The sequence below is a fragment of the Brucella grignonensis genome (assembly GCF_002252505.1).
GTDB lineage: Bacteria > Pseudomonadota > Alphaproteobacteria > Rhizobiales > Rhizobiaceae > Brucella > Brucella grignonensis.
In genome coordinates, this window is record NZ_NNRL01000157.1 from 322,629 (window position 1) to 339,529 (window position 16,901).

A 16,901-nucleotide genomic window follows, 5' to 3' on the forward strand; every position below is an offset into this window, starting at 1 on the left:
TTAGCGCTCCAGAACCTGCTTCACGTCGACCAGATTGGAGCGAACGCGCAGGATATAAAAGCCCATGGTCGTCAGATGCGACGGCGTGAACCATGCATCCGGGCTTCCGTTGGAAACGATAAACGGCTGCATGTCGAGCGCCGAGCGCAACTGCCGCTCCATTTCGTCCCACACACCATCAAGATGCTTTTCAGCCAGAACACCGCGGAAATCCGAATGGGCAGCACGCAGCAGACCGTAATAGGCATAAAGCTGACCATAGGCGAACCAGAAGCGATCATCGGCACGCGTATCGAACCAACCGGCATGATAGTTTTCGGCACGATCCTTGAGGATTGCAGAGGTCGAGCCAAGATCACTGGCAATACGGTCGACAAACTGGATCAGATTGTCGGCGCGCGCATCAAACGTTGCCTGACAGTTTTCAAGACGCGTGTTGAACGAACGCAAGTCCTTGATAGCTGAGCGGTAATAGCTCGGTGTCGGGGTCTTTGGTCCAAACGGACTCAGGCCGAAATACCAGGCATCTTCAGCAAACTGCAGGTTGCCGCGTGCCTTCTGCAGATCGCCATCGATCTGGGATGTGCCGCGCAGACGACCAATATTGTCCACCAACTCGATGGCTGTACGGCGCACGGCAGCATTGATGCCGCGCTGGAAGGATGCCTTGTTATCGAGAAACGGCGTACGATCCCAATCAAGGCCAAAGAAACCAACCTTGTAAAGCAGCATGGAGGAAATCCACGCATTCTGGTTCACATTGAAATCGGTAAGGTCAGCCGCGACTTCGGCAATTGCGGAAGGCGAACACTTACGCGAATTGGGCGGAATTTGCGCGGCCTGCATCGGCTGCGACTGTGATTCTGTCGGGGCTTCGGATTGCGTGCTGGTGTCGCCGTTACCAGCAGCAGGTGTCGCATCCGTGCCGTTCGCACTATTTTCAGAAGAAGCAGGCGTTGCCGGTTCGGGCGTTGCAGTTAGCGGCGCAGGCGCCGTCTGCACTGCTTCGCCGGGCGTAACCGCCGTTTGATAGCTGTACTTGGCTGGGTAGTCGGGATTGAAATTGGTCCAGACCTGCGTTTGCCAGATAAAGTAGACGTAAAGGCCGCCGAGTCCGATCACGACGACGGCAATCGCAACTTTCCACAAATTTCCCAGTTGCAGAAAAAGCCGCCATAAACCACCGAGCGGCACTGCAATCAAGCGGGCCAATGCCGCGATAAATCGACCAAGGAAGGAGAAAACGCCCTGTACTGCATTCCACACCGTAAATATTCCTTCCTCTTGCCCGCAATTGCAGGCTATCCGACATTTTGGCTTATCCGGGTAACTGGCCCGAAACGCGGCTGACCAATGATCAGCATATTCTGATCAGCTTCACACATCTCAAATAGAGTGCTGCAAGCTTTTCGACAACCTTGAACCAGCCGGTCTCCGACTTTATCGCGTGTTTTCAGCGCTCAAGGGTTGAAACAGGATGCCCCTTGCGTAACATGGCGCCACTTCGCACTGCTTCGGCTTTAAAAGTCTCGTTTGCAGAATCTTTTTGTCTGACGGTCCAGAAAAACGAGTACAACACACCCCAAAGTCGCAATCAGAAATATTTTCGCCGCAATGGTACTTGATCGGCGAAATCTTTGGTGTTTGCTAAAAGCCGGAACCGGAAAAACAATCAACCGTCAAAACGGCCCGGTTAATGGAGAGAAAAATGAAGTCCACATCGACGTCTACCCTCAAGTGCGCCTTGAGTACGCTAGCCTTCACGACAGCTATTTTCGCACTGCCTGGCACCAGCTTCGCGGCCGAGCCGGCAAGCTGCTCCACCGTTCGCTTTTCCGATGTGGGCTGGACCGACATCACCTCGACCACGGCAGTCGCCACCGAGATTCTCAAGGGTCTCGGCTACAAGACCGACATCAAGGTGCTCTCCGTGCCGGTGACCTATGCGTCGCTCAGCAAGAAGGACATCGACGTGTTCCTCGGCTATTGGAACCCTTCCATGAGCGCCGATCTCAAGCCTTATCTGGATGACAAGACCGTCGAAACGCTCCGCACCAATCTGACAGGTGCGAAATACACCCTCGCCGTACCAAAATATGCCTATGACGAGGGCCTAAAGGATTTCAAAGATATCGCCACCTTCAAGGACAAGCTTGGCGGCAAGATTTACGGCATTGAACCGGGCAATGACGGCAATCGACTGATTCTCGATATGATCAGCAAAGATGCTTTTGGTCTGAAGTCGTTTGAGCTCGCTGAATCCTCTGAACAGGGCATGCTTGCACAGGTCGGCAAGAGCGTCCGTGGTAAGGAGCCAATCGTGTTCCTCGCCTGGGAACCGCACCCGATGAACAAGCGCTTTGAAATTGCCTATCTGACCGGTGGCGACGACTTCTTCGGCCCTAACCTCGGCGGCGCAACAGTCGAGACGAATGTCCGCGCAGGCTATACGCAGGAATGCCCGAATGTTGGCAAGTTCCTCACCAATCTCGAATTCCAGCTTGAAATGGAAAACGAGATCATGGGCAAGATTCTGGATGATGGCGAAGATCCTGCAAAGGCCGCAACCGCGTGGCTCAAGGCAAATCCTGCTGTTCTCGACAAATGGCTCGATGGTGTGACCACCGTTGATGGCAAGGAAGGTCTGCCAGCCGTTAAATCGGAACTGGGCCTGTAAATCCTCAGAAAGTCAGGCCGCGGATTACCGCGGCCTACTCTTTTGCGGGTCAAACAAAATAGAAGAAGCACGCAGCAGGAGACATGATCGTTGAACTGGCTGACGGATTATAAGATTCCAGTCGGACCAACCGCAAAGTCGGTGGTCGATTGGCTTACGAACAATATGGGTGGTTTCTTCGATACGCTGGCTGCGATCATGCAGTGGCTCATCGATGGGTTGTTATACTTGTTACAGCTCCCCCATCCCCTCATCCTGATCGCCATTTTTGCGGTGATCGCCTGGTTCATCCAGCGCCGCATTTCGGTGGTGATCCTCACCATTATCGGCTTTCTGTTCATCATCAATCAAGGCTATTGGGACGGCACGCTCAAAACACTAACGCTGGTTTTGTCGGCCTGCTTCCTCTGTATGGCAATTGGCGTCCCGCTCGGCATCGCCGCCGCGCATCGCCCTACCCTTTATGCAATCCTGCGACCGATTCTCGACCTGATGCAGACATTGCCGACCTTTGTGTATCTGATCCCGGCCATCGTCTTCTTTGGCATCGGCATGGTGCCGGGGCTGCTGGCAACCGCGATCTTCGTGCTACCCGCACCAGTGCGACTCACCCATCTCGGCATTTCATCGACACCTTCCTCCCTGATAGAAGCCGGTGAAGCTTTTGGGGCGTCGCGTACCCAGCTTCTCTGGAAAATCGAGCTGCCTTACGCAACGCCGCAAATCCTTGCTGGTCTCACGCAAACGATCATGTTGTCGCTCTCTATGGTGGTTATTGCGGCGCTCGTCGGTGCTGACGGTCTTGGCGTGCCGGTGGTACGAGCCCTTAACTCGGTCAATACCGCGCTGGGTTTTGAGTCGGGCTTTGTCATCGTCGTCGTCGCCATCGTGCTCGACCGCATCTTCCGCGCCGGACGCGAGAAATAGGAGACACGACCATGACAATCATTGCATTGGAAGATGTCAGCATCATTTTCGGCGAGAATGTCGATAATGCGCTTGAATTGGCTGATCGCGGTGCTTCGCGTTCGGAAATTCAGGCTGAAACCGATCTTGTTTTAGGCGTGCATGACTGCGCACTCAATATTCAGGAAGGCGAGATTCTTGTCCTCATGGGTCTGTCGGGTTCGGGAAAATCAACGCTCCTGCGCGCCATCAACCGGCTCAACCCGATTTCACGCGGCCGCGTTCTCGTGCGTGATGGTGAGCGGACTATCGATGTCGGCAAAGCCGATCGCGGAACGCTTCGCCATCTGCGAACCGAACTCGTTTCAATGGTGTTTCAGCAGTTTGGTCTGCTGCCATGGCGCACAGTTGAAGAGAACGTCGCGTTTGGACTGGAAATTTCGGGTATGCGCAAGGACGAGCGGCTTGCACAGGCGCGCAAGCAGCTCGAACTGGTTGGCCTGCAGGATTGGGCCAAGCGCAAGGTTGGCGAGCTTTCCGGCGGTATGCAGCAGCGTGTCGGCCTGGCTCGTGCCTTTGCAACCGGCGCACCGATTCTGCTCATGGATGAGCCATTTTCCGCGCTCGATCCGCTCATCCGCACGCGTTTGCAGGATGAGCTTCTGGCTTTCCAGTCGCGGCTCAAGAAAACAATCGTTTTCGTGAGTCATGATCTCGACGAAGCCATGAAAATTGGCAATCGCATCGCCATCATGGAAGGCGGACGCATCGTTCAATGTGGCACGCCGCAGGAAATTCTTCTGCAGCCAGCGGATAAATATGTCGCCGATTTCGTAGCGCATATGAATCCGCTTGGTGTTTTGTGCGCAGGCGATATCATGACGCCATTTGACCGCGCTGCTGCACCTCGCCCCTTTGCGGCAACAGCCCGACGCGAAACACTCATTCGCGATCTGATGGGCGTGGTTGCAGACAGCAGCGGCGATGTGGGTATTGTCGAAAATGGCGCCATCATCGGAAAAATTGCCGCTGATGACATTGTGCGCGCACTGGCCTGGCATCAGCAACGCGGACAACATTAGTTGCTGACAAGCTTCAAACAAAAACGCCGCCTCGAAAGGGCGGCGTTTCTTATTCTCATACGGCAGGGATTTTAAGCCTGTGCTGCCTGTCTTGCTGCAGTACGCGCTTCCACACGGGCCCGGATTGCATCCACATCCGCACGCGGCGTGGCTGCAAAAAGCTTCTTCGTGTAGTCGTGCTGCGGGTTGTTGAAAACCTCGTCACGCGAGCCATATTCAACAACTTCACCGAAATACATCACCATTACATCGTCAGCAATGTAACGCACGACCGAAAGATCATGGCTGATGAAAACGTAAGTCAGGCCAAACTCTTCCTGCAAATCCGCAAGAATATTAAGCACCTGTGCCTGCACCGAAAGATCAAGCGCCGAAACCGGCTCATCGAGAATGAGCAGTTTCGGATTGAGCATCAGCGCGCGTGCAATAGCAATACGCTGACGTTGACCACCCGAAAACATATGCGGGTAGCGATTAAAATGCTCCTTACCAAGGCCAACCTTGAGCAGCATTTCCATCGATTTTTCACGGCGTTCTGCGGCCGACATGTTGGTGTTGAGCAGCAAAGGCTCAGCAAGCACATCGCCAATTTTCTGGCGCGGATTGAGCGATCCGTAAGGGTTCTGAAACACGATCTGCACCTTCTGGCGCATTTCGGGTGTCAGGCCGTCGCGGGCAATGTTCACATCCTTGCCGCCGATCATCAGATCACCGGACGTCTGCGGGTCGATCATGGTCAGGATACGGGCAAGGGTAGACTTGCCGCAACCTGATTCACCGACGATTGCCAGCGTCTTGCCCTTTTCAAGTTTGAAGCTCACGCCTTTAACAGCATGAACAACCTTCGGCTTTCCAAAAAGACCACCACCAACATGGTAATCGCGCTTGATATCGCGCGCTTCGAGAACAATCTCGCTCATCACGCTTCTCCTGCGGCATTGGTGTTAAATACAAAATCGGAAACCGTCGGCAGACGATCACCCGTCGCATTTTCCGGCAGAGCCGAAAGCAGCGCGCGCGTATAAGGATGCTTAGGCTCGGTAAACAACGACAACACGTCGGAGTCTTCCATCTTATGCCCCTTATACTGCACGATCACACGATCCGCAGTTTCAGCAACAACGCCCATATCATGAGTGATCATGATGAGGCCCATGCCGTGTTCGACCTGAAGACGCATCAGCAGATCAAGGATCTGCTTCTGGATCGTCACATCAAGCGCGGTTGTCGGCTCGTCGGCAATCAATAGCTTCGGGTTGCAGGCAATCGCAATCGCGATCATGACGCGCTGGCACTGACCACCCGACATCTGATGTGGGAAGCTCGACAGGCGTTCACCGGCATCGCGGATGCCAACCAGTTCGAGCAGTTCAATCGCACGGGCACGGCTTGCAGCGCCTTTAAGGCCCAGATGGCGCTTAAGCACTTCTTCAAGCTGATAGCCTACCGTGAAACACGGATTGAGGCTGGCAACGGGTTCCTGAAAGATCATCGAAATATCGCGTCCGATGATCTGGCGACGTTCCTTGTCGGACATCCCCTTCAAGTCTTTGCCGTCAAATGTCATGCTGTCAGCGGTCACGGTTGCGGTCTTGGGCAACAAACCCATGACTGCAAGCATACCGACCGATTTTCCGGAGCCCGACTCACCCACGATGGCAAGCACTTCGCCCTTGTCCACCGAGATATCGATGCCATCGACCGCCTTGAACGGGCCAGTCGAGGTATCAAACGAAACCGTAAGGTTCTTGATTTCAAGCAGAGCCATCGATCAGCTCCTCTTCAGTTTCGGGTCAAGCGCATCGCGCAGACCATCGCCGACCAGATTGATCGCGAGAACAGTGATCAGGATCGCAAGACCCGGGAAAGTCACAACCCACCACGCACGCATGATGAATTCGCGTGCTTCTGCAAGCATCGTGCCCCATTCCGGTGTCGGCGGCTGTGCACCCATGCCAAGGAAGCCAAGTGCTGCAACGTCGAGAATAGCGTTGGAGAACGACATGGTTGCCTGAACAACCAGCGGTGCAAGGCAGTTTGGCAGAATGGTCTTGAACATAAGACGCAGCTTGCTTGCACCGGCAAGCTTGGCAGCCGTCACATATTCACGCTCCTTTTCGGCCATCACTGCGGCGCGGGTCAAACGCGAGAAATGCGGAAGCAGAACCAGTGTGATCGCGAGAACCGCGTTTATGAGGCCTGGTCCCAGGATCGCAACCAGGACCAGTGCGAGCAACAGCGACGGGAACGCCAGAATGACGTCCATGATACGCATGAAGACCGTATCGACACCACCACCGAAATAGCCTGAGATGACACCGATCGTAATGCCAAGGCACATCGAAATGATAACGATGACAAAACCGACCAGCAGCGAATACTGAGCACCATAGATCAGGCGAGACAGGATATCGCGACCGACCGCATCAGTTCCGAGAAGGAACTGCGTTGTGCCGCCCTGTTCCCAGAACGGAGGCGTCAAAAGGAAATCACGGAACTGTTCCGAAGGGTTATGCGGAGCGAGAACCGGTGCGAGGATAGCGACGATAACAAGCGCCAGAAATACGAAAAGACCGATGACAGCGCCGCGATTGACGCTGAAATAGAACCAGAAATCTTTCAAAGCGCGGATTTTCCCGACTTCGTTTGCAGCTTCCGGCTGAATTGCTGAGTGTGTCATGATACCCTCACTTATGCCGGATACGCGGATTGATCAGGCCGTAAAGCAGATCGACAACCAGATTCACGATCATGATGATGAACGCGATAATCAGCAGTCCGCTCTGCACGACCGGATAGTCGCGACGCGAAATGGAATCGAGCATCCACTTGCCAATTCCGGGCCATGAGAAAATGGTCTCAGTCAGGATAGCACCCGCCATAAGCACACCGACCTGAAGGCCGATCGTGGTAATGACGGGGATCATTGCATTACGCAACGCATGAACACCGATAACACGGCGAATCGGCAGGCCCTTTGCGCGTGCCGTACGCACATAATCTTCACCGAGCACTTCAAGCATCGCCGAACGTGTCTGGCGCGCAATCACCGCAAGCGGGATTGTTGCAAGCACGATGGTCGGCAGGATTAAATGCGAAGCCGCGGAAGTGAACGCGCCCTTCTGACCTGACAGCAAGCTGTCAATCAGCATGAATCCTGTTACCGGCGGGAAGTAATATAGCAGCGAGATGCGACCTGAGACCGGCGTCCATTGCAGAACACCTGAGAACAGGATGATCAGCAACAAGGCCCACCAAAAGATCGGCATCGAATAACCAACAAGCGAGATGCCCATAAGGCCCTGATCGAACCACGAGCCACGCTTGACAGCAGCGATGACGCCGGCAGGGATGCCGAAGAGAACAGCCACAATAATCGCGCAAATCGAAAGCTCGACAGTCGCTGGGAACAGAGCAAAGAACTCCGTCAGAACCGGCTTTTTCGTGACCAAAGACTGGCCGAAATCACCATGGAGAAGGTTCCAGACATAGTTGATATATTGCTCCCACAACGGACGATCAAACCCGAGCTGAGCCAGCAACTGTGCATGGCGCTCCGGGCTGACACCGCGTTCGCCTGCCATCAGCAGTACAGGATCGCCCGGTAGAACGCGGACGAATGCGAAAGCAACGATCGTGATGCCGATGAAAGTCGGCACCAGATAGATGAGTTTGTTTAATATAAAACGAAACATACAAAAACTCCGACCGGGTGCGGAGGAAACCTCCACACCCGGCCGCTGGTGTTGTCAGATTTTACTCGGAGATATCGACATCTTCGAAGCGATAATCACCAAGCGGGCTCTGCTTGAAGCCCGTGACCTTGGCCGACATCGGCACAAATACGGTCGAGTGGGCAATGGTGTTCCACGGAGCCTGCTCCTTGAAGATCACCTGAGCTTCTTCATAAAGCTTGACGCGCTCTTCATGGCTGGTCGAGACCTTGGCCTTCTGGATCAGGTCTTCGAACGGCTTGTAGCACCACTGCGCACGGTTGTTCGTACCAACACCCGCACAGCCGAGGAGCGTGCCGAGGAAGTTGTCCGGATCACCATTGTCACCGGTCCAGCCAAGAATGACTGCGCCGTCGCGGTCCTTTTCGCCCGACTTCTTGAGGTATTCACCCCATTCCATCGATACGATCTCAGCACTTACGCCAACCTTTGCAAAATCAGACTGCATGAGCTCAGCAGTACGACGTGCGTTTGGCATATAAGGACGGCTGACAGGCATCGCCCAGAGCTTCATCTTCAGATCCTTGACGCCTGCGGCTTCAAGAGCCTTCTTGGCAGCTTCCGGATCGTACTTGTCGTCCTCGATCTTGTCGTTATAGCTCCACATTGTCGGCGGAATCGGGTTCTTGGCGACCTGTCCCTGACCCTGATAGACCGCATCAACGATTGCCTGCTTGTTGACAGCCTGATTGAGTGCCTTGCGCACTTCTGGCTTATCGTATGGAGCGACCATCGTGTTGTAAGCAAAGTATGCGACGTTCAGACCAGCCTGTTCGTCAACCTTGAGATTGGAATCAGCTTGAAGACCCTTGATGTCTGCCGGTGCAGGATAGGACATCAGGTGGCACTCGCCGGCCTTGAGCTTCTGTGCACGCACTGCAGGATCGGTCGTGATTGCGAAAACCAGATCGTCGATCTTTGGCTTTTCGCCCCAATAGTCCTGATTAGCCTTGAAGCGAACGACAGCGTCCTTCTGGTAGGCTACGAACTGGAACGGACCAGTGCCAACCGGGAACTGGTTGAGGTCGTCCTTCTTACCGTCAGCAGCGAGCTTGTCAGTGTATTCCTTCGAGATGATCGAAGCGAAAGGCATCGAGATATTGGCGAGGAATGCAGCTTCAGGACGGTTCAGGACGAACTTGACCGTGTTGTCGTCGACCTTCTGGATTTCCTTGATCAGCGAACCCATTTCCATCGAATCGAAATATTCGTAGGTGATACCAGCCGTGTATTCGTGCCAAGGATTTTCCTTGTTACCCATACGGTCGAAGGAAAAGATCACGTCATCAGCGTTGAACTCACGGGTTGGCGTGAAGTTTTCGCTCGAATGAAACTTTACGCCCTTGCGAAGATGGAAGGTATATTCCTTACCGTCTTCCGAAACTTCCCAGCTTTCTGCCAGGCCCGGTACGACTTCTGTCGTGCCGTTTTTGAATTCTGCAAGGCGGTTATAGACCGGATGCGCCGACGCATCGAACGTGTCACCGCCGGTATAGGCTGCTGGATCGAAACCCTCGGGAGATGCTGGCGAACAATATACAAAGGTCTTTGCCGATGCCGCGCCGCTCATCAGAGCGACAACTGCCGTTGCCGCCAGAAGTGTTTTATAGAATTTCATTTGGTGCCCGCCTCCACGGAAATAACATTGCGCGCACCCTAAGCGCGCAATCTGACGCTATCGAAACGCTTGCCTTGTCACATTGCAAGCGCAATTTTTAGAATCCCGTCATATTCTCAACTGATTTTGCCCAAAATTATTAGATTTTTATTCCTCGGCATCGGCATGTTTTAGAAAATTGCGCTAAATGCCGTCAAATTATAATAATCTTCGCGCTTAAAATATATACAAAACCGTCTCATCAAATGCGACGCAGCAATTATACCTCGGTCGGATCCCGATCCTAGATAAACAAAATTGATATAGCGCTATACTCCTGCATCCTCACTGGCTATTAACTGGTGAGTTGTCCTCATATTTGAGCCTGCTTTCATGTCAGAAGACAAAAGCCCCATCCGCCCCACCACTCCAGAAGCAATCCAGCTGGCAAAAACGTTGATGCGCACCTCCCGCTATGGTGCACTCGCCGTACTTGATTCATCAACAGACAGGCCTTTGGCCAGCCGCGTCGCCGTCGCCACGGATGTTGATGGGACACCTATCATTCTTGTATCCGGACTGGCAGCGCATACACCTGGCTTGATCGCTCATCCGGCCTGTTCGTTGTTACTTGGCGAGGTTGGCAAGGGAGATCCCCTCGCTCATCCCCGCATTACACTCCATTGCACCGCTCTCAAGGTTGAGCGAAACTCAGCAGATTACGCCCACACAAGACGGCGTTATCTCAATCACAATCCCAAAGGCTCACTGTATGTCAACTTGGGCGACTTCGTCTTTTTCCGACTTGCTGTAGAATCTGCCAGTCTCAATGGCGGCTTCGGCAAAGCCTTCAACCTTAGTCACACCGACCTAATAAATTCGCCCAAAATAGCGCGTATCATTGCCTTATCGGAACAAGACGACATTGATGATCTCAACAGCAAACACGAAACCGAGATCAGCCTGCATGCGAAACGTCATATTCACGCGAAGGGTCGCTGGAAAATAACGAGCCTTGATCCCGACGGTTTCAATCTGTCCAATGGTGACCACGTCATTCGATCTCATTTTCCAGTACAAGCCGATTCTATCGAGCTAGCACTGGAAATGTTGACAGGTGTGCTGAAAAGCGACAACTGAAACAAAACCCCGATAGTTTTGGGACAAATTTCTAGTTTTTTTGGCCGGTAAATATAAGCAAGCCCTTTTCAATTTCTCCGTAGAGCATTAATTTCGGGGTGCCTTCGACAAATGTTGCGCGGGCTTTTTTTTAACCTAATGCTGTCTTACGGGGGTATGACTGCAAATGACCAATGAAAATAATTTTTTTGATTTAATAGAAAATGTAGATGAAGCAGCTGATTTTCTTTCAGCTCTTGCCAATAACAAAAGACTACTCATTTTGTGCAAGTTACTTCACAATGAGATGTCTGTTGGTGCTTTGGCAAAAGCAATAGATCTTAGCCAATCGGCGTTATCCCAGCACCTGGCAAAACTACGGGCACTTGACCTCGTATCCACGCGACGTGATGCGCAGACAATTTATTATATGGTATCTTCACCCCACATCGAGTTGATGTTGTCTACGCTTTCAAGTCTCTATATGAGTCCTGTTCCGCGTCGACGCGAAATGGCAGCAGTCATACATCAATAACGCACATCCATGAGGCATACGTCGTGCGATGAAGGAAGAAGAAACCGGATCGCACGGCGTTGTCGTAAGAATTTTCGATTCTGGCGATAATCGTTTATCCCCCTATACGAATATTCGCGAAAAAGACCTCGTAGGCCGCCAACAGCGCTTCATTGCTGAAGGCAGAGTCGTCCTGAATGTTCTGTTTTCGGCTCAAGCCCGGTTCGAAACAGAGTCGCTGCTCGTTCTCGAAAATCGCCTGAATGGGTTAAAAGAGCAATTCAGGCATTTACCAGCAGGGGTAACGGTTTATTCCGTGCCTCAATCCGTCATGGATGAGGTCGCGGGGTTCCATGTCCATCGCGGAATTCTTGCCGTTGGACGACGAAAAGCCCAGCCCACACTTTCCGAGATGATCAGCCGCCTACCGGAAACGGCGCTCGTGGTGGTTTTGTGCGGCATTTCCAACCATGACAATGTGGGATCCATCTTTCGCAATGCGGCTGCATTCGAAGCTGACTGCGTTCTCCTTGACGAAACCTGTTGCGACCCGCTTTATCGAAAAGCAATCCGCGTTTCTGTAGGTGCCACGCTGAAGATGCCCTATTTCCACGGCTCCGCCATCGAAGAGATTATCGGCGCATTGCAGTCAGCCAATTTTGACATACTGGCGTTGAGCCCCTCTTCTACCATGAGCATTTATCAGGCACCGAACCACAAGCGCCAAGCTCTGCTGCTCGGCACAGAGGGAGAAGGCCTTCCGGCTCATCTGCTAAAGCAACTGACCGGAGCACGTATCCCAATGTCGAAAGAGTTTGACAGCCTGAATGTGGCGACCGCTTCCGGCATCGCTTTATCCCACTTCAGCCGGTTCGATTAGAGCGCATCCCGAAAAGTGCGAAGCGGTTTTCGGACAAAGATGCGTGTTAAAACAAATATTTAGAGTGCCGATCTGATCCAATCAGGTCGAAACGCGCTCTAAAATAAACTCCGAAATGAAAAGCCTCCGAACAATGTCCGAAGGCTTCAAAATTCAAACTCATGTAGCGCTGTTTTAGGCTGCGGATTCTTTTGAGTTATTGGCGACCAGACGACGAAGCATTTCTTCAGCCTGCGGTTCACGCTCTGAGCGCCCGATAAATCCGCCGCCGAATACGCGCGCCGTATTACTGTCATCAGAATAAAGAACACAGGCCTGTCCGGGCGCAATGCCGCTTTCACCGTCAACGAGCTCGACCCATGTCTTCCCATCAACATGATGGAGAACAGCAGGACGTGGCGGACGTGTCGAGCGAACCTTGGCGAAGACCTCGACCCCACCTTCTGGCAGCGCATCAAGGGAACCATCACCCAGCCAGTTCACGTCGCGCAGGAATACCTTGTGCGTTTCGAGCGCTTCACGCGGACCGACGATAACGCGCGTATTGGCGGCGTCCAGATGCACCACATAAAGCGGCTCACCCGTTGCAACACCGATACCCCGGCGCTGGCCAACCGTATAATGCACGATACCGTCATGACGGCCCAGCACCCGGCCATCAATATGCACAATATCACCGGGCGTCGCCGCTTCCGGCTTCAACTTGGAGATGATGTCTGAGTATTTGCCTTGCGGCACAAAACAAATGTCCTGGCTATCCTGCTTTTTGGCGACGGTCAGCCCCATTTCTTCGGCGATTTCGCGCACCTGCGCCTTTGGCAGATGACCGAGCGGAAAGCGCAGATAATCAACCTGATCCTGCGTGGTCGCAAACAGGAAGTAGCTCTGATCACGATCAGAATCTTCCGGGCGGAACATCGCGCGATGCGCGCCATTGGCACGGCTGCGGATATAGTGCCCAGTTGCCAGCGCATCTGCACCAAGCTCGCGCGCAGTCTGTAAAAGATCTGCAAATTTGACGGTCTGATTGCAGGAAACGCAAGGAATCGGCGTCTCACCGCTCACATAGGAATTTGCAAATGGATCGATAACAGCTTCACGGAAACGCGCTTCATAATCCAGTACATAATGCGGGATGCCGAGGCTTTCAGAAACACGGCGGGCATCTTCGATGTCCTGGCCAGCGCAGCACGAACCAGCGCGATGCACAGCCGCACCGTGATCATAAAGCTGCAGCGTCACGCCAACAACATCATAGCCCTCACGTTTGAGGATCCCCGCCACAACGGATGAATCGACGCCGCCCGACATGGCGACGACAACGCGCGTGTCTTCCGGCTTTCCCGGCAGATCGAGGCTGTTCAGGCTCATGATTGATTCCAGCTTCCGGGCAAACGCCCTGCTTCTCAAAGTTTAAGTTTGCGCCCTATATAGGTCACACAAAGGGTGATTGCCAAGATGTCGCAGCAAAAACAACGCGCATTTTGCAGCGTTGCGGTCACAATTTCGCGTGAGACATCCAGGAAAATCTCAGCATAAGCAGGTTTTTTTATGACTTTCTCTCTAAATAAGGCATTTTTTTGCAAGTGTTACCAGAGAGTTACCGGCTGTTTAGGTAATTCTTAAAGCTGTGGCGCTAGTCTCGGTCTCGATTAGGTCCTTGAGTGTTGTGTAGAGAGTACAATGACCGATCTGACAAGACCGCGTATAAAATATGTTATTGGTCCCGATGGCAGTCCGCTGACCATCGCAGACCTCCCCCCCGCCACTACGAGGCGCTGGGTCATTCGCCGAAAGGCTGAAGTTGTCGCCGCTGTACGCGGTGGCCTTCTCAGCCTTGAGGAAGCATGCCAGCGTTATACATTGACGGTGGAGGAATTTCTTGGCTGGCAGTCCTCGATCGATGAGCATGGTCTCGCCGGTCTTAGGACCACACGTATCCAGCAGTACAGACACTAAGATTCTGCCAGCTTCCTCGGAAGCAGCAGATACGCAAACCAAACCCCGGCCGGGTCAATCGGCCGGGGTTTTTCTTTGATCAATCCCACCTATATGAAGAGAGCAGCCAAGCCTTTTGATGGAGTTCTCAGATGAGCGAAAACATCCAGATTCGGAAAAGTGACAATACGGATAGCGGACGTTACTTTGTCGTCATCAACGGCGACGATGCAGAAATGACCTACACGAAGCTGGGTCCAGCGCTGATTTCCATCGATCACACCTTCGTGCCCGGTTCGATGCGCGGTAAAGGCATCGCGCAGGCACTGGCATTGAACGCTGTTGAAAATGCTCGTAAAACCGGCTGGAAAATCATCCCACGCTGCAGCTTCATGCAGGCACAGGTCAAACGGCATGCCGATTGGTCCGACGTCATCGAAGCTGAATAAGGGGCGAGTGTTTTTAACTCCCAGCTCCAGCTTTAGCGTAAATCGCGAATGCGGCTTGCAAGGCTTTGAGGGCGTCCTTTGTTGACCTCGTCTCCGTCTTCCGATTTGTCTGCATTCACAAGAGCGTCGATGGGCGAACCTTGACCCTCTTTTTCAGCAGTCGTTGCAACCATGCGGGCCGCTAAAGCTGCCATTTCCTCGCGAAGTGCAGCATTTTCCTTTGAAAACTCTGTAGGCCGATCACCTCCCGCTGCGGGGGCTGAACCGTTACGTGTATAACGCTCGAGTTTCTCCTGCGCGTCCGAAAAATCGGAAATCAGTTTATCCAATCTTTGCTGGAGTTCGGCGTTACGACGCCTTTCGCTTTTCAGTTCGGTTTGTGCTGCGGTCAATTGCGTCGAAACCTCATTATAGCGTGCAGATGCATCTTTACGTTCCCGACGCATCTCACTCATCTCATTCGCCACGCGGCCGTGTTCGACCTCCTTGGCGCTTATCTCGATACGAAGCGTATCGGCCAGATCTTGCAGAGATGAAAGATGTTTCTGAAGTCGCTCCACTTCAGCCTCGACGATTTCAGCCTTTTCCTCAGCATTATCGCGTTCGACGACCGTCTCTTCAACAGTCTTGTCGCGTTCAGCCAGCGTCTTTCTCAGCTGGGCTATGTCGTTCTCGAGCAATGCAAAGCGCCTGAGTTCATCATGCTGCTTTCCAAGTTTGATTAGTTGCTCGGACGATTTTCCTCGTTCCTGCTTGAGTTGCTGTTCAAGTTTGCTGAAAGCCACGGCATGCTCAGCACGTAAACCATCACGATCCGCCCTGATTTCAGCAAGCGTTACCGGAAGTTCGGCGTGCACCTGCCGTCGTGCCAGAAAAAAGGCACGGCGCCAAACCGAAGGGCCAAGCAGAACCACGACGAAAACCGCCACGAGAACGCCAAGTATGAAAATGAGCGCAGACTGGATCACGACTTTGTCACAAAAAGAAAAAAGGACCAGCCAAAGGATAATGGCTGGCAACTATTCATAGATCGTCACCCGCGATGCTAGAACATTTTCAGCAAAAGTGCGAAGCGGTTTTGCGCAAGATGAATGTTTCAAAACAGCCAGGCAGAGCGGTTTCAATGGGGAACCACTCCGCCCATGCGACTCATATCGCGCAACACGTATCAGAATGGGTTCCAGGTCGGCGCAGCCGAAAGCTTAAGATACCCAATATTGACACCCAATCTTGCGCCAACACCCGTACGGATGGGCACCAGCATGATGTTCTGACGCTTCAGCACGTTAAAGCCTGCACCCGCGATCACATAGGCCGAACCTGCAACGCCTGCATAACGGCCGTAAAGGCTCTGGATGTCGTCAAGATTATAGACAAGCATCATCACACGTGAACCTTGTCCGCCAAAATCCCAGCCCAGCGATGGACCCTGCCAGAATGTACGATGATCACCAGCATTTTTCGTATAAAGCGTGCCTTCACCATAGGTGAGACCGCCGATAAACGCGCCGGAACCTTCCTCGCCCAGAATATAGCCATTCGGAAGACCAAAACTCTGAAACGCTTTTTCGACGGCACTGGCGATTCCACCAGACGTGGAACCAAAGAACCGGTGCCCCGATTCAACAACTTCCTCGGCTGTATATGCGTTGCTGCTCTGTGCCTGCGCTTTGTGCGGCACGACGATAATGGAGATCAGAAACGCCGCAAAAAACGCTACAAAATACGCCGCGTTGCGGAACCTGATCTGCGACAGGGACGGTATGGCCATTTATAATTCCTTTTGCCTACCAGCTTCTCTGTCTGACGGCCCTGTTAAAAGCCTGGCTACTACGTCTCTTGCGAACGCTTTGGCCGAATCGCGCTTATTCTAACCGCGAATTTATTGTCTAAATCTTTATGCCGCGAAATTGGCTTTAGAATGGCGGCAAAAAACAGCTTTGTTGCGGCAACCGGATGTCGCGTGTATCCAGATTCCCAAGGTTCCTGATGATGATTCGTCAGG

General features: G+C 52.9%; 17 protein-coding genes. 8 read left to right on the forward strand and 9 right to left on the reverse strand.

Annotation, left to right across the window (positions count from 1 at the left end; all coding sequences use genetic code 11):
- Complete coding sequence (locus CEV33_RS08710) at nt 1-1,266, reverse strand: DUF2333 family protein (RefSeq protein ID WP_094540112.1); 1,266 nt, start codon at nt 1,264-1,266, stop codon at nt 1-3.
- 442 nt (nt 1,267-1,708) lie between these two features.
- Here CEV33_RS08710 and CEV33_RS08715 point away from each other — a divergent pair, with 442 nt between their 5' ends.
- The 3 genes from CEV33_RS08715 to choV all read left to right on the forward strand — a co-directional run bounded on the left by CEV33_RS08715 (nt 1,709) and on the right by choV (nt 4,665).
- Nucleotides 1,709-2,677 (forward strand): choline ABC transporter substrate-binding protein, encoded by a 969-nt coding sequence (locus CEV33_RS08715; RefSeq protein WP_094540113.1) that lies wholly within the window; start codon nt 1,709-1,711, stop codon nt 2,675-2,677.
- 90 nt (nt 2,678-2,767) lie between these two features.
- Nucleotides 2,768-3,604: a choline ABC transporter permease subunit gene (gene choW / locus CEV33_RS08720; protein WP_094540114.1), complete on the forward strand. Its 837-nt coding sequence runs from the start codon at nt 2,768-2,770 to the stop codon at nt 3,602-3,604.
- A gap of 11 nt (nt 3,605-3,615) precedes the next feature.
- Nucleotides 3,616-4,665 (forward strand): choline ABC transporter ATP-binding protein, encoded by a 1,050-nt coding sequence (gene choV / locus CEV33_RS08725; RefSeq protein ID WP_094540115.1) that lies wholly within the window; start codon nt 3,616-3,618, stop codon nt 4,663-4,665.
- 71 nt (nt 4,666-4,736) lie between these two features.
- Here the strand turns inward: choV and CEV33_RS08730 are convergent, their stop codons facing one another.
- The 5 genes from CEV33_RS08730 to CEV33_RS08750 all read right to left on the reverse strand — a co-directional run bounded on the left by CEV33_RS08730 (nt 4,737) and on the right by CEV33_RS08750 (nt 10,017).
- Nucleotides 4,737-5,585 carry a dipeptide ABC transporter ATP-binding protein gene (locus CEV33_RS08730; protein WP_094540116.1) on the reverse strand — a complete coding sequence of 283 codons (849 nt, stop codon included), beginning with the start codon at nt 5,583-5,585 and terminating at the stop codon, nt 4,737-4,739.
- Entirely contained in the window at nt 5,585-6,433 is an 849-nt protein-coding gene (locus CEV33_RS08735; RefSeq protein WP_094540117.1) for an ABC transporter ATP-binding protein, read from the reverse strand. The genes CEV33_RS08730 and CEV33_RS08735 overlap by 1 nt, the downstream gene beginning before the upstream one ends.
- Before the next feature lie 3 nt (nt 6,434-6,436).
- Nucleotides 6,437-7,345 (reverse strand): ABC transporter permease subunit, encoded by a 909-nt coding sequence (locus tag CEV33_RS08740; RefSeq protein WP_094540118.1) that lies wholly within the window; start codon nt 7,343-7,345, stop codon nt 6,437-6,439.
- A gap of 7 nt (nt 7,346-7,352) precedes the next feature.
- Nucleotides 7,353-8,360 carry an ABC transporter permease subunit gene (locus CEV33_RS08745; protein WP_094540119.1) on the reverse strand — a complete coding sequence of 336 codons (1,008 nt, stop codon included), beginning with the start codon at nt 8,358-8,360 and terminating at the stop codon, nt 7,353-7,355.
- A 61-nt stretch (nt 8,361-8,421) separates the two neighbouring features.
- Entirely contained in the window at nt 8,422-10,017 is a 1,596-nt protein-coding gene (locus CEV33_RS08750) for an ABC transporter substrate-binding protein (RefSeq protein WP_094540120.1), read from the reverse strand.
- A gap of 372 nt (nt 10,018-10,389) precedes the next feature.
- Here CEV33_RS08750 and CEV33_RS08755 point away from each other — a divergent pair, with 372 nt between their 5' ends.
- The 3 genes from CEV33_RS08755 to CEV33_RS08765 all read left to right on the forward strand — a co-directional run bounded on the left by CEV33_RS08755 (nt 10,390) and on the right by CEV33_RS08765 (nt 12,509).
- Nucleotides 10,390-11,136: a HugZ family pyridoxamine 5'-phosphate oxidase gene (locus CEV33_RS08755; protein WP_094540121.1), complete on the forward strand. Its 747-nt coding sequence runs from the start codon at nt 10,390-10,392 to the stop codon at nt 11,134-11,136.
- A gap of 166 nt (nt 11,137-11,302) precedes the next feature.
- The gene (locus CEV33_RS08760; RefSeq protein WP_094540122.1) at nt 11,303-11,650 is read left to right on the forward strand and encodes an ArsR/SmtB family transcription factor; all 348 of its coding nucleotides are present in this window, start codon (nt 11,303-11,305) and stop codon (nt 11,648-11,650) included.
- A gap of 28 nt (nt 11,651-11,678) precedes the next feature.
- Entirely contained in the window at nt 11,679-12,509 is an 831-nt protein-coding gene (locus CEV33_RS08765) for a TrmH family RNA methyltransferase (protein WP_094540123.1), read from the forward strand.
- Between the two features lie 174 nt (nt 12,510-12,683).
- Here CEV33_RS08765 and mnmA read toward each other — a convergent pair whose 3' ends face one another.
- A complete protein-coding gene (gene mnmA / locus CEV33_RS08770; RefSeq protein WP_208620172.1) occupies nt 12,684-13,880 on the reverse strand; it encodes a tRNA 2-thiouridine(34) synthase MnmA in 1,197 nt (398 codons plus the stop codon).
- A 312-nt stretch (nt 13,881-14,192) separates the two neighbouring features.
- On the opposite strand from mnmA, the gene sciP reads away from it, so the two are divergent.
- Both sciP and CEV33_RS08780 read left to right on the forward strand, forming a co-directional pair.
- Nucleotides 14,193-14,468: a CtrA inhibitor SciP gene (sciP, locus tag CEV33_RS08775; protein ID WP_007876112.1), complete on the forward strand. Its 276-nt coding sequence runs from the start codon at nt 14,193-14,195 to the stop codon at nt 14,466-14,468.
- A 131-nt stretch (nt 14,469-14,599) separates the two neighbouring features.
- The gene (locus tag CEV33_RS08780) at nt 14,600-14,896 is read left to right on the forward strand and encodes a GNAT family N-acetyltransferase (protein ID WP_094540124.1); all 297 of its coding nucleotides are present in this window, start codon (nt 14,600-14,602) and stop codon (nt 14,894-14,896) included.
- Nucleotides 14,897-14,928: 32 nt separating this feature from the next.
- Here the strand turns inward: CEV33_RS08780 and CEV33_RS08785 are convergent, their stop codons facing one another.
- Complete coding sequence (locus CEV33_RS08785; protein ID WP_208620180.1) at nt 14,929-15,840, reverse strand: adenovirus L4-33K/L4-22K family protein; 912 nt, start codon at nt 15,838-15,840, stop codon at nt 14,929-14,931.
- A 224-nt stretch (nt 15,841-16,064) separates the two neighbouring features.
- Entirely contained in the window at nt 16,065-16,667 is a 603-nt protein-coding gene (locus CEV33_RS08790) for a DUF1134 domain-containing protein (protein WP_024899369.1), read from the reverse strand.
- Nucleotides 16,668-16,901: the final 234 nt, after the last annotated feature.